This window comes from Achromobacter marplatensis (assembly GCF_002209535.1).
Taxonomy (GTDB): domain Bacteria; phylum Pseudomonadota; class Gammaproteobacteria; order Burkholderiales; family Burkholderiaceae_B; genus Achromobacter; species Achromobacter marplatensis.
Genome location: NZ_NJIG01000033.1, coordinates 1 through 21,421 on the forward strand (window position 1 = coordinate 1; position 21,421 = coordinate 21,421).

General features: G+C 61.6%; 9 protein-coding genes. 2 read left to right on the forward strand and 7 right to left on the reverse strand.

Annotated features, from left to right (window positions below; translation table 11 throughout):
- Positions 1-268: 268 nt before the first annotated feature.
- Positions 269-1,426, forward strand: coding sequence for an STY4528 family pathogenicity island replication protein (locus CEY09_RS31255; RefSeq protein ID WP_167390192.1), 1,158 nt, complete (start codon positions 269-271; stop codon positions 1,424-1,426).
- A gap of 597 nt (positions 1,427-2,023) precedes the next feature.
- Complete coding sequence (locus tag CEY09_RS31260; RefSeq protein ID WP_088591611.1) at positions 2,024-2,887, forward strand: phage integrase N-terminal domain-containing protein; 864 nt, start codon at positions 2,024-2,026, stop codon at positions 2,885-2,887.
- Between the two features lie 17 nt (positions 2,888-2,904).
- Here CEY09_RS31260 and CEY09_RS31265 read toward each other — a convergent pair whose 3' ends face one another.
- The 7 genes from CEY09_RS31265 to CEY09_RS31295 all read right to left on the reverse strand — a co-directional run bounded on the left by CEY09_RS31265 (position 2,905) and on the right by CEY09_RS31295 (position 21,219).
- A complete protein-coding gene (locus CEY09_RS31265) occupies positions 2,905-3,654 on the reverse strand; it encodes an HNH endonuclease (protein ID WP_088591612.1) in 750 nt (249 codons plus the stop codon).
- Positions 3,655-3,666: 12 nt separating this feature from the next.
- Positions 3,667-5,598, reverse strand: coding sequence for a chromosome segregation protein SMC (locus CEY09_RS31270; RefSeq protein ID WP_234818446.1), 1,932 nt, complete (start codon positions 5,596-5,598; stop codon positions 3,667-3,669).
- A gap of 1 nt (position 5,599) precedes the next feature.
- Positions 5,600-10,495: an Eco57I restriction-modification methylase domain-containing protein gene (locus CEY09_RS31275; RefSeq protein WP_088591613.1), complete on the reverse strand. Its 4,896-nt coding sequence runs from the start codon at positions 10,493-10,495 to the stop codon at positions 5,600-5,602.
- The gene (locus CEY09_RS31280; protein ID WP_039579677.1) at positions 10,492-13,287 is read right to left on the reverse strand and encodes a helicase-related protein; all 2,796 of its coding nucleotides are present in this window, start codon (positions 13,285-13,287) and stop codon (positions 10,492-10,494) included. Before CEY09_RS31280 ends, CEY09_RS31275 begins: the two co-directional genes overlap by 4 nt.
- Positions 13,288-13,298: 11 nt before the next feature.
- On the reverse strand, positions 13,299-18,566 hold the full coding sequence (locus tag CEY09_RS31285; RefSeq protein WP_088591614.1) for a DEAD/DEAH box helicase: 5,268 nt from the start codon (positions 18,564-18,566) through the stop codon (positions 13,299-13,301).
- An 11-nt stretch (positions 18,567-18,577) separates the two neighbouring features.
- Complete coding sequence (locus CEY09_RS31290) at positions 18,578-19,660, reverse strand: Fic family protein (protein WP_088591615.1); 1,083 nt, start codon at positions 19,658-19,660, stop codon at positions 18,578-18,580.
- A gap of 347 nt (positions 19,661-20,007) precedes the next feature.
- Positions 20,008-21,219, reverse strand: a complete 1,212-nt coding sequence (locus tag CEY09_RS31295) for a tyrosine-type recombinase/integrase (protein ID WP_088591616.1) — start codon at positions 21,217-21,219, stop codon at positions 20,008-20,010.
- Positions 21,220-21,421: the final 202 nt, after the last annotated feature.

The following is a 21,421-nucleotide window of genomic DNA, read 5'->3' on the forward strand; positions in this document are numbered from 1 at the left end:
AGACGTTGATCGGTCGGCAAAGGGCCGTGAACGCTAGGTTTCGCGGGGAAATCGGGCCACGGGCTTTGCGGGAATCGCTGGAAGTACCCCCAGTTGTACCCCCAAAGGGGGTATCGGGATGATAGATCAGTCTGGATGCGGGTGCCAGCGCTGCGCCTGCCGGATAAAACGGGTATGGCGCAGACCGCATTGTTGGCTGACGCCTGGAACGGTACGCGATGAGATGCAGGGGAACGGGCCGCTGGGGCCCAGACCTCGGAGAACTCTCATGGCAGACCATCACACCCGCCACAACCCGCTGGGGCAAGATGCCCTGTTCACCACGCCCGCCTCGCTCATGCTCGATGCTCGCCTCACGCCGCTGGAGCGCAATGGCTGGCAGGTGCTGCGCATGCTGCGCTCTGCGGAGGGCATCAGTCCGCTGGCAAACCTGGGGCAGTTGCGTCGCTATCTCACCTCTACCCCGCTGGGGCAGCGGGCCGGGTACGAGACGGCCCGGCGCGTTCTCGTCGTGCTTCGGCTGACGGGGTGGATCAGTCTGGTGGGCCAGCAGCGCGATCCTCTGACCGGCCATGTGCTCAGCGAGCTGTATCAGGTTCAAGAAAGCGCCCTGCACTTCCAGCAGGCCTGCGCGCTCGATGCCAGTCTGCCCGCGCTTCTGCAAGCGTCTATCGGCCACGAAAACAACCAGGTGGATCGGGTGGCCGTCCACATCCAGGCAGCGCTGGCGCACGCGCCTGAAGCTGCCTCCATTGCGACCCACGATCGGCGCCACGATGACGATAATTTGCCCCCTACGCCGCCGTCGCAGGCGAGCGAGGCAGCCACCCCACTGCCATTGTCTGGCGATTCCGCTGGCAGCACGCTTGTTCCGCAACAGACCGGACACGCTCGCCACATGACGGCTGAGCAGGGCAGTACGTATAAGACGTATATGTATAAAAAAGAACGTACGTACCGCGCGCGCGAAGACGACGGCCATTCGGCATCGCCGTCGGTGAGCTTGCCGCCTTGCCTGAGCAATGCCCAGGCAGACCAGCAAAAGGACGTGCAGGCCGCCTTGCGGCGGCTGCCGCCGCAGCATCGCCAGGAAGTACTCGACGAGTTGCAAGCGCGCAGCCAGAGCGGCACCGTACGCAATGTCGTAGCCTACTTCTTCGCGTTGGTGAAGCGCGTTTTTGCGGGCGAGTTCCGCTTGTGGGCAGGTCGTAAGGAGACGTCTGCTACCCCACGGCCTGCCGAAAATCGGCCTGCTGGTGTGCCACGCACCGAACACCGCCCAGAACCGGCTGCGCGACCGGCATCGCGTGAAACCGCCCTGGCGCACATCGCCAATATCCGCAAGATGCTGAACGCCTCAACGAACGCTGGGGACATTGCAGCGCAGGCAATGCAGACCCGGGGATGGCAGCCGCATCCTGCGTAAATGCTGCCGCGAAATGGGCCGTCACTGCCAGCCGCAGTGACGGCCCCGCACACGCCAGCAACAATGCGGGCGAATACCGAATCCTATTGCGTGCGGCAGACATGATGATGGACGCCCTACACTGACCGGGCAGTCGCCAAGACCGATGGGCCTCATACATCGGCAACCCCAACAGCGCAGGTTCCTGCAAGCGCTGGCCCGACAGGGTGGAGCCACCCCAGGTATGCCCAGGCTCCGACCGCATACCGGCCCTACCCAGGGCGGAGCCTTCTTCGTCTGTTTGAACTCATCCCTACCGCGCCGTCTGGCGCACTGTCCTTTGCAGCAATTGCCTGTGCGCAACGTGCAGGACTTCGGCTGCGTTTCTTAACCCACCCACTTCATAGGAGGACTCGTCCACGCTCACATCACTTTCGTCTTGTAGTACCTCCGTCCGGGCTCCCAGCAGGGAGCAAGACGGACGCCTCATTCGAGGCTCTGGTGTCTCCTGAACACCATGCCCTTGCCCTCACGGGATCTCGCCTTGGCGAGCTGGCACCAACACTAACCACTGAATTTCAGGACAACGCAGTACGGCGCTTTGCTTGGAGGCGGAAGATGGACGACTTGACCTACACCCTGCGGCAGCTTTGCCAGCGCAACCGTGACGGCAGCTACACGACGCAGGCCGACCGGATGCGCTCGCTGTCGCTGGCCGCGCGGCAACTGCGCGAGGCCGGTTTCCGGCAGATGAAGGCATCGTCGCTCAAGGGCAAGCACGCCCAGGCGCTGCTGGAACGCTGGCAAGGCGAAGGCTTGTCGTCCGGCACCATCAAGAATCGGCTCTCTCACCTGCGCTGGTGGGCCGAGAAGATCGGCAAGGCTGGTGTCCTTCCGATGGCCAACGCACAGCTTGGCGTGGCTGAACGCCGTTATGTGACCAACATCAGCAAGGCCCGCGAACTGGGATCTGCACTTGATCAGATCACCGATGTCCATGTGCGCATGAGCCTGCAACTGCAGGCCGCGTTTGGCCTGCGCCGAGAAGAATCCATCAAGTTCCAGCCCAGCTATGCAGACCGGGGCGATCATCTCGCTCTCAAAGGGTCATGGACGAAAGGCGGAAGGGCACGAACCGTACCGATCACAACGCCCGAACAGCACGAAGTGCTCCGGGCTGCGCACCGTCTGGCAGGCGCTGGATCAATGATCCCGGCACACAAAAGCTACATCCAGCAGCGGCATGTCTACGATGGTCAGTGTAAAGCGGCGGGATTGAGCAACATGCACGGGCTACGGCATCGCTATGCACAGGTACGGTACGAGGCGCTGACGGGATGGGCAGCATCCGCAGCAGGAGGCCCACCTCGCCATGCGCTGTCGGCGGAACAACGCGAACTCGACACCCATGCGAGACGCACCATCAGTCGGGAGTTAGGACACGATCGACCACAAATTACCAGCGTGTACTGCGGAAGATAGGCAGCATTGGACGCCGATTACTGCTTGGCAATATTTTTGCGGTGGAAGTTCAGGTACTCGATATGCCCCGGAAGGATGAAGCGCAAACTCGTGAAATCGTCCAAATGCAATGTCTTCCGCGCATCCTGTGACAGTAATGATGAGACTAACAGGCTTCCGTCATCGCCAAAAGTAATTAGGCCTTGGTCAAACAACGCGTCGTAGTGGACCGCCAATAGCAAACCATTGAACGGATCGAGCCTTTCGTTATCGTCAGCCAGCGACCAAGGCTTGGCATGGCTGGCTCGCAGCAGAGAGAGTGGCAAGTCGCTGCCGGAGAGGGCGCAACGTCCTTCCCACAGCTCCATTAGGGCTTCACGAAAAACATCTTGCCCTATGCGCTGGCGTACTTCGTTGGTGCGCTCCGTCGCTGGGATTGCCGCCAGTCGCGCTTCCACCTTGGCCGACAAGACTGAAGCTGGATGCGTTTGCAAGGAATGAAGAACACGTAGCACGTCATAGAGTTGAGCAGCATCTGCGGCCAGACCTGCACTGGCCATGCCGCGTGGTAGCTGTTGTATTGCGGGGATCAGACCGATACGTTCCATCGCGCTGGGTTCTGGCCCTGCAAGCAAGACACCCTGCCCGGAGACACGCACTGCCACCCGAATGGGGGTTCCACTGATTCCAGCCAGAAACCAGCCGTCTTCGGCTGTGGAGAGCAAATCGTAGCCGCTGTCGGTCAAGGCTTTGACGACAAGGGTAGGCAGTTTCAGTTCACGTGACATCACGTTTGCCCCTCAAAGATCTCGTTTCAGGAGACGATCAGAAGCAGGGGAGCCGCGCAGTTGTATGGCGACCCAAGGTGCCTGTGCGTACGCCGGCGGCGGTGGGGTGGTCGTCGTCACGATGTACTGAAACAGCGGGGCCGAGCCGAACTCTTCCAGTTCATGCACAAGATGAAACAGGCCGTGGTACAGGGCGAGCCCCAGGTCGGCTTCACGTGGACTGTCATGAAGCAGGAAAGCCGGCAGTTTCGTGTCACCTTCGATGCTCATGCAAAGGGTCGCAAGATCGAAGGCCACGACTTTCAGCGAGTCGATGGCCGACGTCGAACGATCCCCGCCCATCTGGACAACCAGGTTCAGCCCGTTTCCGGTCAATCGGATCTCGCCGCTGGCTTCAGGTCCGACCAAACGTCGAATGATCGGGTCGAACTTCTGGGCAAGCTTCGAGAAAGCGGTCGCATTCTGACTTTGCAGCGCCGCGATCCGCTCTCGCGCTTGCTCAATCTCGGTTTGGTGCCTGTCTAGGCGGGCTTCGGCAGATTGCTGCTGTTCGAGCAGCGAGGCCAGGCGCTCTACATCGTCCGCCGCCTTGCGCGCGGCATACCACGCCCCATCGCGCTGCTCGCGAAGCTTCAGCAGGTTCTGGTAATGCTGCTCCCTGCGCGTTGCATCCTGTTTCGCCAGCGCCAGCTCCGGCTTTAATTGATTCAGGAGGGATCGGGCAGACTCGAGGCGATCCTGTTCATCCTCCAGTGCCTTGCTACCGCTCTCCAGCCTGGCCTTGCAGGCCTCCACATCTGGAACCTTGTGTGACAATCCGCATTGGCTCGCCAGAACGCGGTCAATGGGTACCTCGCAAATGGGACAAGGATAATTCTCCGCTTCCTTGATCGAGTAGACCAATGCCGGATATTCGCCCTTGATCGCGGATATCGCACGCTCGATGGCTGGTATCACAACCTCTTGCCTTCCAATATCAGCCTGGATTCTTGCCACCTCAGCTTGGGCGTTTTCGTGCGCCTGCCGCACGGAATCAATATCCGGAGTTGCGCCCGCCCCGCTGGACTGGGTTTGCACTGCCAACCGCTCCTGCGCCGCCCGACGCAGGATTTCGACACCCAGGGTGCCTTGCGCAAGTTCATCGTCCGTAACGCCAAGCACTTCCAGAAGCTGCTTCCTTAGCTTGCGGATCTCCCAGGCACGATGGCCTATTTCCTGCTCCTGGCTGCGGCTCAACTCGCTCATCGCGGCGATGTCGACACGGAGCGTCTGTTCGGAGGGGTCGATGGCGTTCAACAGGGCTCGCAGTGCCTCCAGCCTCTCGGTTCGATTCAGCCCCCGCGCCGGCGACTCCGAGTCGGATAGTGCGGATCGCCATTCAAGAACATGGTCGAATCTGCATTCCTGGTCCCTGCTCAACAGCGCCAAGGCAATCTGCCAGGCCTGATGCTCTTGTTTCTTGCCAGCGATCAAATCTCTGACGCTTGGTGTCAGCAGATTCTCTTCGATGGCGTTGAGCAATGGAGACAGGCCAGTGGCCGGCATTTCGCTGAGAACAAGTTCATCGAGATTGCCATCCAGTACCGCGAAATGCCGCCGCCGGATGCCCAAGGGTCGAAGGACGGCCCAACAGACACCATCCAGCATGACTTCCATACCAACCCATCCGTTGGGAAATGCCGAACTGATTCCGTTGCGCTGATCTTCGGGAGCGAACTTGTCCTCGCCCAGGCAATAGCGCAGCAGCCTGCAGAACAAGGTCTTGCCTCCGCCATGACCGATGCCGTTGTCGTCTGGCGTCCAGATGATATTCAGACCTGGACGTAATGGAACATCCCGCAAGGGCGGCTCTCCAGGTTTTTCCCATATCACCAACCGCTTCACCCATAAGCGTGGCTCATGCATCTGGGCCGACGGGGTGAGACATAGCTGTTGCTGGAACATGTCAGGCTGTGGCTTCAATCCATCCCCCTATCTCGTTAGGCAACTCGCGAATGACACGATCGAAGTCCTGCCCTCGGGCTTGCAAGAAAACAAGAATCATCTGGGCGCGCCCTTCGGCCCATTCGGCGGCAGGCACATCCAGTTCGGCACCTTTGGCCCAAGTGCCCGCCCCCAGATCTTCAACTAGGTGGCCATTACTTCGCAGAAAACGCACAGCCCTGCCCCAAGCCTGATTTGCACGTGGGATGAAGCTCAACACCGCTCCGGAAAGCGGCCTGGCTTCTTCGCCTATCAAGCGTTGCCAATCCAAAGCATCCTGCGCATCCAGCAAAGGCATCATCAGCCTAGGCTCAAGCACCAAGACGGCGGCGAGGCGTACCTGGCGCACTGGCCATGGCCCCCCTGCAGCCTTGAGCAAGGCGGCCAGGGCCAGCCCTGTCTCCGCCACTTCATTCTGTTGTGGTCGTGCCCAGATTCCATCGGGCAGGGCCGCTCGATCGACGACCTGCCGAACCGTGGCTTCCTCCTGAGCAGGCAATGCGTCTTCTACCTGGAAACCTCGCTTGAAGGCTTCCAACACCAGATGCTGGGTGCGGTACTGCAAATGATCGCGACGGGTTTCACCATCGACACTGGCCAATCGAAGGGGCGTGGTTGACGTCTCCCTGTAAGCCCCGAAATCCCGCAGCTCATTGTTTCGGAGCACACGGAAAGTCTCGCTGGGATAGTCTTTGCCGGCCACGTCGGCCGGATCGAGAATGTAGCGCAGTTCTTCCTCGGTCAGGCCGTAGAGTCTGGCGTAGCAGGCATCGAGTTCGGCACGCAGATGAGCACGGCGTTCGGGGTGCCAAGGGAAGGGTGGATCGGTATAGCCAAGGTCGGCAGCCCAGCCGGCCAGGTCGTGGGCGCTATAGGTCAGTTCCAGTACCCGCGGGACGATAAAGGCCAGATCGGTTTCGGTATAGCTATCGGGAGGCAACACAGGAAGCTGCTTGATGTAGCCATAGGTGAGGTGTGTCCCCCCAACTTTTTGCCGCGCAACGTAATCGAGGACGAGCGAATTCAAACATCCAAGCAAAGCCGCTTGTTTTCTGGGTGATTCTTGCGATAGCCACAATGGCATGGTGTGCCCTACCCCAGCTCTCGGTATCACCGACGCGATAACGGTACGTTCGTCCGTGGTACGGCAGATATCCCGCCACCCCATCAGCCAGCGTGAACTGCGGTGGTCCATCCACTCATCGAGTTCGGTGTACAGGGCACTGCCACGGGCTTCACTAGCAGTTTGTGCGGCGAAGCGTTGCAAGATGGCGAGTTCGTCGTCGGACAGGGAGTGGTCTCTGTCCTGCTGAGCCCATTTGGCAAACTCGGTGATGGCCTTTTTTCCAGTAATTCTGTTGTCACGCAGAGCAGCGGCGCAGGCGGGGTAATCACTCGCCAAGGAACGTTCGACAAGCGGTGTAGTATTCAGTTTCCGCGCATCGCTATAGCTGCCGTCAGGTGCGGCGTTACCAGCGTCACGGCGAAAGAGCTCACCGGCAATCCACTGTGCCAGTGCCAGCCACAAGGCATCCACCGCGTTGCGTCGTGCGTCTGGGGAACTGGCTTGGTAGCCGGCCAACCAAGCCTTGCTGATCGCGCGAGGCACCCGGGCAATCTGCGCCAGCACTTCCTTCTCGTTTACGCAATAGCGTGTTATCGGCGTATACGCGGGGTCGACATATTCTTCCCCGGTGCAGTCCCGGCTTGGCCAGTCTGCGGAGGCGGTGCCGGCAGTCGGGATGAACGTCGCCCATCGGTGATTGAATTGGTGGATCAGCTTGGCTTCGTACAAGGGCAATAGCGGAGGCTCTGGAGCAATGAACAGCGCGCTGTCACTGGTCATGTTGAAGAGTCCCTGCGAGAAACGAAGTCCCCAAGGGTTCGCTTCTGGTTCGATGATTTCTCCTGCTGCACTCTTGACCGCCTCGCGAATCAGTACCGGTGCCTGGCGATAGAGCTTTTTGGTCAACTCGGCGTCGCGTTGGCTGCGGAAGACCGGACAGGTGCGAGTATTGGGGTTGATCAGCGCAAATTCCTGCGGTGTCAGGGTGAAGTGACGGCGGGTATCGGCCAAGTGGCTGACCTGAGTGGCGAAGCACACGAAACGCGCGATCTCTGCTTGGCCCAAGGTCAGCAGGCAGAACTTGTAGCTGCGATGCACACCGGGGAAGACCCCATCACTGTTCTCGAAGTCAAACAGGTTGACCAGCCTGCCCGAACCTGCCACATGGCCAAAAAAATCCTTGGCCGTATCGTCAGTGGCAATACCCGTTGGCACGATAATTCCTGCGTTGCCATGTGACACCGTACCTTGCAGAAAAGCCTCGGCAAACAATCGATAGGTATTGATTTTGCCAACCGCTGTCAGCGGGTAGCGACTGCTGGCGCGGTAGAAAAGATTGCTCGCATCAAAGCGGCGCTTTTCCTCCTGATAGTCCTGCCACAAACGGGGATGTTCTTGTTCCAGAGCCGCGATGGCACGCTTTCTATGCTCACCCGACAGTGATGCGATTTCGGGGGCTCGGGCTGCAAAGAACTCCTCTTCACCCAACTGCGATACCTCCCACGGCGGATTACCCAGCATCACGCTGAAACCGCCTTGCTCGGCGATATGAGGAAAGGCCAGCCACCAGTGCAGCACCCGAGCTTGAGCGCAGGCATGGCGGGCAGCAGTTTCCGCTTCGTCGAGGGTAGGCTCGGCTTCGTTGTGGGCCACCGCCCACAAGTGGCGGGAACTGGGCAGTAGCTGACCCTCTGCCTTAGGCTGCAGGAAAGCGCCCAAGTAGAGGTCGGCCAGCCGTGCCAGGCGGCTCAGCCGGGCGGCAGCGCGGGCTTGCTGCCAGCGAGCCTGCTTGGCGGCTACCTGGCCCAGATCGTCATCGGTCAGTTGTTCCAGCGCGCCAGTGCGGGCGGCCAGTTGCTCCTCGCGGAACAGGTCGCCGCTTTGCAGAGCGCGCTGCCAGCTCTCCCGTTCCCGCTTGTTCTGTTTCTTCAGGGCGGTGACCAGAGTCTTGTCGTCGCCGCTCAGGGGAGTGAAGGCGGCATCCGGCAGGCCTCGGTCGAGGATGGCGGGATCGAGTACGCCCAACAGGGCATCGCCGCATTGCAGATGGTGATCCAGGAAGCCCAGGGGTTTGTCGGGTGTCATGGCCTCCAGCCACAGCGACATGCGCGCCAATTCCAGCGCCAGCGGGTTCAAATCCACGCCGTAGATGCAGTGGCCGATGACGTCGCGCAACGCCTGGCGGTAGTCGTCGCCGCTGGGCGTACCCTGGGCGCGCAATTGCGCCAGGTGATTGGCCAATCGCCTGGCGGCGGCAAGCAGGAAATGGCCGCTACCGCAGGCCGGGTCACAAACGGTGATCGACAGCAGTGCGGCCTGTGGGTCGCTGGCACCTGCTATGCGCTGGCGAATGACCGGTTCCAGCGCAGAATTCAACAGCTCCTGTACCAGGGAATCGGGCGTGTAGTAACTGCCGCTGGTCTTGCGGGCATTGCCCTGGCTTTGCTCGGCATTGGCAAAGCGGAATACGTGGCCATCCTGGGCGACCTGGGGCACCAGTTCCAACAGGCTTTCATAGACGCTGCCCAGCTCTTCCGGCCCCATGTCACGCCAGTTGATGCGGGTGAGGCTACCGCCGTTAGGTATCCAGGCCAGCCGGTGAGTCGCCGCCAGCAGGGTATTGTTGCCCAGACCGGCGTGATCCAGATCAGGGCATTGATCGGTCGCGAACAGGCCTCCCAGTGCCGGCAGCGCCAACAGGGGCTGACCGCTGGCCAGCCCTGCAAACACTGGTTTGAATGCCTGCCAGAGGTCGGTATGGCGATCCCAGGTGCGACGGCGTCGGGTGCGTTCGCGCAGGCGACGCAGGCTGTAGCCGTCTTGGTACAGGCGAATGGCTTCAGGGTCCGCGTGATCCGGGTGCAGCAGACCACGCTCCTCGATGGTCAGCAGGAAGATGAGCCGGTAGACCAGACGCAGTAGTTGCTGGAAGTAATCGTCGGGCGTGAGTTCGCCGCTCGCCAGGCGCTGACGCAAGGCGCCATTGCCGGCTTCGGACAGAAAGCCTTGGCCCAGGGTCTTGAGCGCATCCTCCACACCGATGCGCAGTTTTTCACGGGCACGGGTGCCCTGCTCGCGGCTAGCGGCGTACCAGGCTTCCAGTGCGCATTGCTGCGGCAGTTGGTGGCCTTGGCCGAAGCGGCTGGCGTGGATCAGCAGCCATAACAGTGAGAAGTCGGCGAAGCGCTGCTCGGTAAAGATGCGTTCCAGATCGGCTTCGATCCAGGCGGGGCGGGTCAGGCTGGCATTGTCGCGGGCCACCCGCAGCGACTGGCCATTGCTCGCGATGCCCCACAAGGTGGTGTCGGCCGCATTGAGGTAGTCCTGCAACAGGCCGAAGGCGCTGCGCTGGCGCCCGCCATCGCCCAAGCGGCGGTCACGCTCTTCCAGACGCTGGTCGTAGGGAGCGACCACCAGCGGCAACCGTCCATTGCCAGCGGTGGCCGTGAGTGGATAACTGCGCTCAGCCAGGATTTGCGGCTCGACACCGGCAACGATATCGGTAACGCCGAACACTTCGCGCAGCAACTGAGTGACGAAGCGTTGTGTCAATGCCTGGGCATCGCTTGCACCCGTGCGGGTGGCGGCGAAATCGTTCCAGTGCGCTTCGGCGATACGCCAGTAGCGTCCCAGTTCGTCGCGCAGATTCAGGCCCTTGGGCACCCCATAGTCCGTGGGGGCCTGGTGCGGAGCCTGCAGGGCGGCCACCTTCGCCAGCCACTCAGCCGGCAGTAGTCCGCCTTCGATGGCGATCGCATCGAACTGCAGCACGGCATCCTTGCGACGGCTCATGCAGCACCTCCAGGCATCAGGACATAGGCGGCAATGACGTCCACCGGCTTGAGCGCGCGTACTTCATAGCGGCCCCGGGCATCGGCGGCTTCGCGCACGCGCCGGTGATCTGCCAGCAGTCTTTCGGCCTGGTCATCGGCGAGCTGTTCCAGTTGCTCCTGGCGCTGCTGCAACGTCTCCAGCAGGTTGTGCATTTCGCGCTGACGCACCACGTCCGGCAGGTTGCCTTGGGCTGGCGCCTCCAGCCAGGCGAGCAATTGATCGCCCTGGATCTCGACCGGATCGGTACGGCCCTGCCAGGCCACGGGTAAGGCTTCTTCGACCAGCAAGGTCTGGTTGCGGCCCTCCCGGGTGGTGCTGATCTGGTGCCGCAGGCGAAGCAAAAGCACCGAGGTGACACTCTGCACCGCCGGGCTGCGCCAGACGCCGATCCGGCCCAACGTGGCCAGTTGCTGGCCGTCATGGGTTTCCGCCATCAAGGAACGCTCCAGCAGTTCGTCCGCCAGGGTGGCGATTAGCGGATGGCTACGATGGATGAAGCGGCAGCGCGACGCCGGAGGCTGGTTGAAGTCGATGCGCAAATCGCCGTCCACGCCTTCGGCTGCCAGCCGCTCGCGCAATGCTGCAGGCAAGGCGCTGATGGGCGCGGTAGCTCCGCGGGCGCGCAGCGACAATCCTGCCCCCAGGCGCGCCATGGCTTGGGTGGCAAAACGCTTGACGTCATCGCTGCTGCCAAGCACGGCACGCATGCGCTCCCATTCCGGCAGTACGTCAGCAGGCCGCAAGCGGCGCTGGGCAAAGACGGTGCGGTTCTTCTTGGCTTTTTCGGCCAGGTCGGTCCAGCGAACGTCGAGTGCCCGGCTTTCTGGGTACTGATCGAAATCAAAGGAGCGTTGTGGGCCACCTGCGCGCTCGCTGCGCAGCATCACAGCCTTCATCAGCGCCTGAGTGAGGGTATGGTCGTCGTCGGGCAGTGGCACCGGTACGCCCAGTTCCTGGCGGATCTTTTCCGCCTTGCGCAAGATGACCTGCAGCACGGCACCATCCACCGGGTTATTGGCGCCATAGATCAGGGTGGCGCGCACCTTGGGGCTGGTCTGACCGAAGCGATCGACCCGACCTTCGCGCTGCTCATGACGCGTGGGATTCCAGGACAGGTCGTAATGGACCACGGCATCGAGGTTTTCCTGCAGGTTGATGCCTTCGGACAGGCAATCGGTAGCGATCAGCAGGCGACGCTCGGCTTCGCCCAGGGCATCGACACGGCGCTCCCGCTCTGCGGCCGGAAATTCACCCGTCACCACGTCCACGGTGACGCCTCGGAATCTGCCCGCCAGATGGTCATGCAGGTAGCGGGCGGTGGCGATGTAGCGGCAAAACACCACGGGATTGAAGCCATCGTCGATAAGCTGTTTGAGATGGCTGCCGAGCAGGCGCAGTTTTGGATCGCTCTCTTCGCCAGCCAGCGTCTCGGCCTTGTTCAACAGGTCGAGCAGGGCAGGATCGCCGATGTCCGCGGCTGGCACCACATCGTCTTCGCTCAGCGCATCTTCCGTGCCATCGAACAACGGGCCGAGGATCTCTTCAGGCGCCTGTTCCACCTGCTCGGCCAGCAGGCGGGTGCGCAGGGCCTGTACGGCCGCCGCCGGGCTACTTGCGACGCAGCGCATCAGCGCCAGCGTGCCCCAGAAACTGAGGCGCTGACTCCGCTCGTCCCCACCGGCGCGTTGCACCACTTCACGGCAGTAGTCGAGCACGTCCTGAAAGAAGTTCTCCCACAGGCCCCCAAGGCGGTAGGTCAGCTCGGCCGTTTCGCGCTGGGGGAAGATGCTACCGTCCTGCCATTCGTCGATGTCGGGGCGCCGCCGCTGCACGAAATGCAGCGCCAACTGATGGCGCAGCCGTTCCTTGGTATCGCCACTGGCAGTCGCCAACGCAGCGAACTCCGGCTTCAACAGCCCCAGCAAGCTGTAGAACGTGTCCTGGTCGCCGCTGTGAGGAGTGGCGGTGAGCAGAACCAGATGGCGTGCTTCGTTGGCTGCCAACGCACGCAGCAGCTCGAAGCGCAGTTGCCGGCCCTGGCCAGCGCTGACGCAGGTGTGGGCTTCGTCGACGATAACGAATTCTGGGCAGGCGCGGATGAAGTCGTGACGATGGCGCTCGGACTTGATGTAGTCGAGACTGACGACGGTGACCGGATGCACCTGAAACAGCGATTCACCGACCGGGATGCCTCGCTCCAATCGGGCCGCACTGGTCGCGGTGACAGCAACCGCGTGCAGGTGAAAGCGGTCGTTGAGTTCGCGCACCCACTGTTCGACAAGGTGCGGCGGACACAAGATGGCCATACGCTGGATCTCGCCGCGATCCTGCAGTTCGCGTGCGATCAGGGCGGCTTCGATGGTCTTGCCGATCCCCACGTCGTCGGCGATCAACAAGCGCACCGGATCAAGACGCAACGCCATCAACAGCGGCACCAGTTGATAGGTACGCGGCTCCACCGCGATGTTGCCGAAGCTGCGGAAAGGGCCGGCACCGCGACGCAGGGCCATGCGCAGCGCATCGGAGAGCAGGATGGCTTCGCCCTGACTGCCCTCCAGCGAGGGATCAGGTGGTGGGAAGTGAGCGGATTCGATGCCAGGTTCCAGATCGATGTGGATCAGTGCGCCCTCTTCTTCGGTGCCGGACAAGGGCCGCAAGCGCAACAACGGAGGAACGCTGCCTGGCTGCACGATCCATTCGCGCCCGCGCGCATGGATCAGCGAACCCGGGGTGTATTGAGGAATGGACATCTCGATGGTTCTCATAGTCCCAGCAGACGACTCAGGCGCTGGAACAGCATCGGCCAGGCGTCGGTGTCGGCAGGGAAACGGATAAAGGTATAGCCGCGGTCTTCCCAGGCAGCCTGCAAGTCGCGCGGGGTATCGGGCAGGGCGATGGCGGCGTAATGGTCGGGCCAGTGCAACAAGGTCAGACCTTCGATATCCACACTTGCCGGGGGCTGACCATCTGGCAGATGCGTAGCCGCCGCCTGTCGCCACTGGCCTGCCCAGCCTGACGAGGCTTCCGGTTCAGGGGGCAGTAAAGGTTCGGCCTCTTGCTGCTGGGCCATGGATTCGACCTGTGCCAGGCGCCAGAGAATGTGAACCGCTTCTGCGTCGCGGCGATCGATCAGTTCGTGATCGGGCTGGTTGTAATAGGACAGCAGGCAACGGTAGCACCCCGCGACGCAGCGAGTGTCCGGCTGTTCCTGGCGGCTCTCGAACGTCGGCCATTGTCCACCGTCGACCGGCACATCGTAGTGCATGATGCGCAACGCGTAGCGCGCCGCCTGTTGCAGCGCCAATGGATCGTTGACCAGCCGGGTAAGCACGCCTGCGCCGCCTTCGGTCGCTTCATAGAACAGCACGCCATTGCGGTGGCGAAGATCGGGCAAGGCCTCGGCCAGCAACTCAGCCTCTTCTAGCTGGAAGGCTGCTTCAATGCCACGCTTGAGCGCATGCTGCAGGGTGACGAAGGTCTGTTCATCCCAGGCGCCGCAAGGTTGCAGCAGCAGGGCGTTCTTGTGATCCTGGACATAGGGAACAACGCGTTGCGGTGGCAGGCGATCCCCTTCGTTGGCGGTGTTGGCCGAACGACGCTCCTCTCCTTCCCACCACCCCGTCCGGGAGTTGATGAAGAAGCCGAAGTCATTCGGTTGCCGACGCCGGCGCAATCCCTTGTTGATGCGGGTAATGGTGGCACCGGCACCGTAGCGCAGGGTACATATCTCGCCTTCGCTGTCTCTGGCCAACACGGTGCGCACGTCGATGCGGCGATTGCGGATCGCCCAGCGGAAGGTGGTCTGAAGCTCGAAGGCCTGGCGCTGGCGCTCCTCGTCGTTGGCGGTGATGCGCTCGGTGGGCTCAGTATCGACGTTGTCGATGCGATACAGGCTGTTGATCTTCAGCGCATCCAACAGCGATTGGTCGCAGGCGTGGCAGTCGTTCCAATGGGACTCGAAGTGCGCGGCGCCGCAGTTCGAGCAGATGCGCACCGACTGGGTGCTAAGCGTGCCACCGGCACTGCCGGGATCATCAGATGACAAGGCAATGCGAGCGCGAACCACCCTGTAGGCGCGGCCTTCGTGATAGACCAGGCTGCGCGGTCCGAACTCGGAAAGCGCCAGAAAGCGCGGGCGCTGCAGGAAGGTATTGCCACCCCGCACATCGGCACGACCGGGCACGTAGGCCATCAGCGGCAGCCGCGGGAAGTTGTAGCCTGGGAGGAAGCCCTCGGTGGCCAAATAGCGGTAGGTGTAAAAATCGCTGGAGAAGGAGTCGCGGCCGTGCAGGAGCAGCTCGATCTGATCGGAGGCCTGCCGCCAACGGCGCTTGGCATCGTCGCGCTCGCGCTTATCGGTGATGGCGTAGTTGTTCAGGGTTTCGTTGGCCAGGCGCTTTTGCCGCTCCGCCGACGTGAATAGATCCCGCCAGCGATTAAACGCACGATGGAAGGCCTCTGGTGCCGATGCAATGGCCGCCTGGGCATAGGCCTGGCAATCGGTAAACCACGGAGCGCGTTCAGGCGTCAGGTGTTCCTCCACCATGTGCAGCACGTTGATGGCTTGGCGGGTCGCTTCGGCCGTCACCCCTTCCTGACCCAAGGCTTCGACGATGTGCGCTCGCACGGGCAGTTGCGGTACGCCGGGATCGACGATGTTGGAAATCGAGCTGTCGAGCTCCTTGCGGCTGGCGGCCAGCCAGACAGCCTGTAGATGGCTCTGGATCAGATCCTGGTTGGCCAGATCCAGCAGCGGCGCCTTAACCACGCCATGCACCATGGCGGTGGGGTCACGGAAGAAATACTGGTCATGCGGGCTGCGCGCGGCGCAGTAGGTCACCACCAGCGCCGCCTGACCGCTGCGTCCGGCACGGCCGGCGCGCTGCACATAGTTGGCGGGCGTGGGTGGCACGTTCCGCAAGTACACGGCATTCAGCGCCGAGATATCCACGCCCAGTTCCATGGTCGGTGAGCAGAACATCAGGGGCAGGAAGCGCGTGGGCTCGCCCTGCTTGTGGGCGATATCGTGCTGTTCGCCGTCGGTCAATGCTTCCCGCTCGCTGTTGCCGAAGCGAAAGCGGCTTTCGCGCAGCGCACGCAGTTCACCATCGACCTGAGCGGTATGTTCGCGTGCCTCCAGCCCGAACAGGAAACGATCCCGTTGCCCAAGCATCGTGGCGATGGCTTGGTATTGCTGTTTGAAGAACGCATTCGGCCGGCTGCCGGATGCATCGCCCAGATGGAATCGAACCCGGCCGGCATTGAGACGAAAGCCCGGTACGTTGAACAGAGTGTGTTCATCCCTGCGAATGAATCCGCCCTCTTGTGCGGCGCGGATCATGGCGTTCAGCAAGGTCTGATAGTCGGCACGTCGCAGGTTGGCCGCCGCCGGCTGCTCCCATATGGTCGAGCTACGCAGGCTCTTGCCCAGGGCCGTCTGCAGTCCGCCGCGCAGCACCAGTTCTTCATCCTTGCCGCGCAATGCATTCGCATTGGGAGGCTGAAGGAACAGCCAGCGCCAACCGAGCAGGCGCTCTTCCCGGCCGATGCCCCATGGGTTGCGCAGCAAGCGCAAGGCTTCGTCCTTACGCTGCTGCAACAGGTTGGGATCGAGGGCGGCGGCATCCACCGCCAGCCCTTTGCGCATGTAGTCGAAGAGGCAACGGAAGGCCTTTTCACGCGCCAGTGACGTCGCGTTTCGCAGCAGGTCAGGCGCTTTGTCGAAACGCACCGCCTCATTGCAGAATGCCTGCAGGCCGGAGTAGTCCGCCTCCAGCAACCCCAGTTCTTCCAGGTTCGGATTGGTGTAGCGCCAACCACGACGCTGATCGAACCAGGCGCGGTACGCGAGCACGAAGCGCAAGGCTTCCTCCGCATCGGCCAGGTTCCGACCGACTGATTGCGGTTCCTGCATCCACTCACCCCGGTGGCTTTCTTCCGGGGTTTCCGCCGTGCTCAGTGGCTGATCGAAGCCCAAGGCCGCTCGCACTGCCGCGCCCAGTCCACTGTCGCCCAAACCCGCCGCGCCAGCTTGTACCAGCGCCCGATAGATGGCGCCGCGCAACAGACTGACGAAGGTGAAATCATTGAAATGGCCTGCCTGGAGCGCTGCATCCTGGCGGTTGTCGGTGAAGCCGAGCAGTTTTCGCTTGTCCGAGCCAATGGATGGCTGGCCGTGCATCCAGCGCAACGCACTGGTGGTCAGCAGCGTCGTCGCCGAGCTTCGCCCTTCCGCAGACAGTGCCGAAAGACGATTGCTGTCCTTGCCCTGGGCGCCATGCACCGTGCGGCAACGCAAGCAGTAACGGAACTTGCCGGGCAAGAACCAGGCCTCCTGGCCACGCCCGACTCTGCCATTGGCTTGAATCGAGAGTTGTTCCGCCTCCAGGCGCTGATGGGTGCGCTTGAACCTCACCTCACCATGTCGCGTGATCTCTATCCAGGACTCCGGATAGTCCTCTACCTTGCCGGTAAATTCGATGGGATCGTTGGCGTTCAGGGGCAGCAGGAAGCCCAGCCTTTCGCCAATGGCATCCTCTTCAACTTCGGAGGCGTCCGTGTCGTCGTCCCGCATTTTTGGCATGTCGTCGATGTCGCGGGCTAGCACCTCCCAACCGGCATCGTCTCGACGCATCCTGACGGGGTGGTACTCCTGCCCACAATCCCGGCAGAAGTGCGTGGAGTACAACCGTTTTTGCTCATCTCCGGGCAGGAACTGCTGTCCCTCCAACTCAACGGGGCGTGTCCCCGGGGCATCGAGGGTCGTGAACACGACGCCAGCACCGCTGATGAACTGGTGGAGACGAAAGGCGAAGAAGGCTTTTTCGCTGCCGTGTTCGTCGGGACGACGACTCTTTTCGGGTTGGGCTGCCAGCAGCAGCATGGCGCGCAGCATGGCACCCGCAATCACTTCATCCCTTCCCGACTCTTCGGCCAAGCGCTCGGTGGCCTTGGCAAAGGTCAGGGGATTGGCACGAACCCATTTCCCTCCCTGCTCGCGCGTGATGCCAAGACGTGTTTCCACCCAGATAGCTAAAGGATGTTTCCGCAACGCAGCATCATCGGCATGCACGGGAACGCCCACGTCGATGGCGGCGCCCAGTTGCGATCTGACCGAGTCGGCAGTCTCGGATGGCTCTGTAGCCCGTTCCAGATCTTCGGTGACGACATTGAAGGGCGATATCTGGGTTGCGAACAACGTGGAGGCAACGGAAGCGACTTTTTGGTTGCGATCTTCCTGACTGCCGCCCGACGCCATCGTGGCGGACGTGCCGATGCACTGCAGGTACTCCGGTGCCAGCCGTTCTCGAACGCGCCTCACCAACATGGCCACGTCGGCGCCTTGCCGTCCGCGATAGGTATGCAATTCATCCAGCACCAAAAACTGCAGGCCGGCGCAGTTGGCGATCACCCGGCTGTCGGTCTCGTTCTGCCGAGTCATGAGCATTTCCAACATCATGAAGTTGGTCAGCAGAATGTCCGGCGGGTTATCCCGAATCCGATCCCGCTCCTCCTTGCTTTCCTGGCCGGTATAGCGCGCGAAGGTTACCGGCCCATCGTTGCCTACGAACTTGATCAGTTCTTCGCGCTGACTGTTGGCCAGGGCGTTCATTGGGTAGATCACGATGGCTCGCGTTCTAGGCATGCTGTCGTGGGCTTTGGCGCGCAGCACCGCATCTACGATCGGGATGAAGAAGCACAACGATTTACCCGAGCCGGTTCCCGTGGTCACCACGTAACTCTCGCCCCGGGTGGAGAACGCGATCGCCTGTTCCTGGTGGGTGTAGAGATCGATGGGGAACAGAGCGGCCGTTGCCACCAGCAATTCGTTCGTGCCGGCAAGCTGCTGTGTCGACCGTCCCTGGCGATAGCGCGGATTGATCTGTATCAGCGGCTCCGGCCAGTAACGGCCGCCGTCATAGGCCGCATGAACGCCCGAGCGGATATCTTCCGCCCGAATGGAAGTGAAAGAACTCGCGAACTGGCTATAGTCCTCGATCAACTGGCTTCTGAGTGAGAAAACATCCATCGTCTCGTCCTCTATTGATCTTCGTTGATCGTGCTATCAGGGCCGGCTGCCGTAATGCGCTTCCATTTCGCCCCCCGTCCCTTGCCCGTTGATTCGATCAACCCTTCCGATTTCATCGCCCGCAGCACTAGCCGCACCATGTCCCGGCTCACGCCTGGGCAGGCTTCTTCGATCTCGGAAATAGAGAATGGCAGTGTGCGCCCCAGGACTTCCGCGCGCACCCGGTCGCCCTTGCTGCCGCGGCCACGCTCGATGGTGCCGACACGCTCCTCGAACTCGCGGTAGGCCCGTAGCAAAGCACCCCAGAAGTAATCAAGCCAGGGTTTGACGTCGTGCTGCCCCTGGTGCCATCCCTGCGAACTGGCTTCCAGCGTCTCGTAATAGCCTTCCTTGGTGTCCTCGAAGATGCGTTCCAAACTGATGTAGCGACCCACGGCATAGTCGAAGTGGTAGAGCAGCAGCAAGGTCAGCAAGCGGGACATGCGGCCGTTGCCGTCCGGAAACGGATGGATGCACAGGAAGTCGAGCATCGCCAGCGGCGCCAAAACCAGCGGGTCGGCCAGATGCTGATCCAGCGCGGTGGCGTAGCGCCCGGTCAGATCGGCCATGGCCATGGGCGTGAGGTGCGCAGCAACTGGCTGGAAACGCAAACGCGATGTGCCGTCTGGGTGACGCTCGATGATGTCGTTGTTGGTAGCCTTCCAGCGCCCGCCCGCCTGCGGCATATAGCGGTACAGCAGGGTATGTAATTGCAGCACGACACCCTCGCTGAAGGGCATGTGCGTGGCGGACTCGTGGATCAGCGCCAGGGCATCACGGTAGCCGGCGATCTCCTGTTCGGAGCGGCTCTTTGGCGTTGCGTTGCGGATGACCAGAGACTTCAGCCGCGAGGGCGCTACGACAACACCTTCTAGTCGGTTGGATGACTCGGTGGACTCCACCACCGCGATCTGGCGCAAGCCCTTGAGGGCTTCGGGCGACTGCGCGGCGTAGAGTTGCTGCTTGCCCTGGTACTCGCCCAATGTGCGCAACGTGGCAGCCTGGGTACCGTCGAAGCGCAGCGCGGCAAGATACTCGGGTGTGAGCGAGTGCATGGAAATGTAAGCCCAGGCTATCTAAACGGGGTAATCATAGCCGTTAAATGGGGCATTGTCTCTAAAAATACCTCATTACAAGTGTCTGACTACCCCATTCCCTGAACGCAGGATCGGTCGTGAGGGGCCGGCATGGCAGACCAGGAAGGAAATGGGTGACATGAATCTTAAAAAGGGTAATGAAGTACTAATTACCCCGTTTATCCCATTGTTTACCCCATTCTCCGCGCCCAGCCTTGGGCAAAGGCAAATGGCAAGGGAACGGCACTCAAGGGACAACGGCCCTATCTAGAAAAGGAAAAGGCCACTCCCGTCCATTCGTTCTGCAACACCCGGCCAACTCTTACCTATGCCGCGCCACTGTCTTCCGCCGCACCCAGATAATCCGCCCAGTCCTGTAGCAGAGCCCTTCTCTGATCCAGCAGCAACGCCTTGTTGTACGTCGCCCGCACCTTGTTGCTCTCCACGTGGGCAAGCTGTCGCTCGATCGCATCAGGCCGGTATCCGTTCTCATTGGCCCAGGTTGAAAAGGTCGTCCGCCAGCAATGCGGCGTCGTGCCCCGCCCCAGATTCATGTCACGCATGGCGTAGGTGAGTCGGTTGGGCGTAGTGAAGCCCTTGCCGCTCCGGTGTGGGAACAGATAGCGGCCACCACCCGTGATGCACTGCAAATCCTTCAGCACGGCAATGGCCTGCATAGACAACGGGCTGACATGGTCGCGCCGTGCTTTCATCTTCGCCGCAGGCCGACGCCACAGCGCATCCTCAAAGTCGAACTCGTCCCACTCGGCATCCGCCGCTTCCCCTGGGCGGCAGGCCGTCAGCGCAATCAGCCGCAGGCACAGCGAGGTTTCCGGATAGCCCCGGTAGCCGCGCAACTCCTGATAGAACCTCTGGATTTGCTCTCGCGTCATCGCCGCCTTGCTCTCGCTGAACGGCACGCGTAGCAGCCCGCGCAGGCTGGGAATTGGATTTGCCTCGACCAGCCCCCTCACCACCGCAAACTCAAAGATCGCTGAAAGATCACCTTTGACGTGAATCGCCGCCCACGCACCGTGAGACTTGCACTCCTCCAGCAGCGGGCGAATCTGCTTCACGCCAATGGCGCTCATCGGCATCCCATCGAACTTGGGTGACAGGTACTTCCTGATGCGGGACTCTTTCGTACGGTAGGAACTGAGCGCAAAGACTGGCTTGATCTCGGCCAGGTAAGCCTGCGCCACCTTGGCGAACGAGCTTTCCTTTGCGCGCTTGCGTTCCTCCAGCGCCTCCAGGTTGCGCTCTTTGACCTGCCGCCGCTCATGGGCAGGATGGATGCCTTGCTTGACCAAGGCACGCGCCTTCTCGCGGGCCGCACGCGCCTCTGCGAGGCTTACTTGAGGAAAGCCGCCAATGGCAAAGAGGTTCTCCTTGCCTTGCAGGCGGTACTTCCACCGCCAGAGCTTGCCGCCGGCGGACTTGACCAGCAGGAACAGGCCCCCGCCGTCTGATAGTTTCCAATCTCGATCAGTCGATTTGGCCGACCTGACCTTGAGGTCGGTGAGTAGGTTTTCGGGCATCGTTGGACTCCACTGCGGGGAGATGTACCCCCACGGTTGAACACGAGTACCCCCAACGCTACCCCCGAATTTTCTGGATCTCGATGAACAATAGGAACGCTCAGCAGACCGTATTTTTTACGCAACCCATTGATTTCAAATGGGCCAACCTATCCACCAAGCGCTACTGAGCGCCACCGAGATCCAGCAAAAATCGTCAGAC

What these genes read in the sequence shown, in the direction of transcription:
- CEY09_RS31255 (WP_167390192.1), top strand. Translation starts at nt 269, where the DNA reads ATGGCAGACCATCACACCCGCCACAACCCGCTGGGGCAAGATGCCCTG.
- CEY09_RS31260 (WP_088591611.1), top strand. Translation starts at nt 2,024, where the DNA reads ATGGACGACTTGACCTACACCCTGCGGCAGCTTTGCCAGCGCAACCGT.
- CEY09_RS31265 (WP_088591612.1), bottom strand. Translation starts at nt 3,654, where the DNA reads ATGTCACGTGAACTGAAACTGCCTACCCTTGTCGTCAAAGCCTTGACC.
- CEY09_RS31270 (WP_234818446.1), bottom strand. Translation starts at nt 5,598, where the DNA reads ATGTTCCAGCAACAGCTATGTCTCACCCCGTCGGCCCAGATGCATGAG.
- CEY09_RS31275 (WP_088591613.1), bottom strand. Translation starts at nt 10,495, where the DNA reads ATGAGCCGTCGCAAGGATGCCGTGCTGCAGTTCGATGCGATCGCCATC.
- CEY09_RS31280 (WP_039579677.1), bottom strand. Translation starts at nt 13,287, where the DNA reads ATGTCCATTCCTCAATACACCCCGGGTTCGCTGATCCATGCGCGCGGG.
- CEY09_RS31285 (WP_088591614.1), bottom strand. Translation starts at nt 18,566, where the DNA reads ATGGATGTTTTCTCACTCAGAAGCCAGTTGATCGAGGACTATAGCCAG.
- CEY09_RS31290 (WP_088591615.1), bottom strand. Translation starts at nt 19,660, where the DNA reads ATGCACTCGCTCACACCCGAGTATCTTGCCGCGCTGCGCTTCGACGGT.
- CEY09_RS31295 (WP_088591616.1), bottom strand. Translation starts at nt 21,219, where the DNA reads ATGCCCGAAAACCTACTCACCGACCTCAAGGTCAGGTCGGCCAAATCG.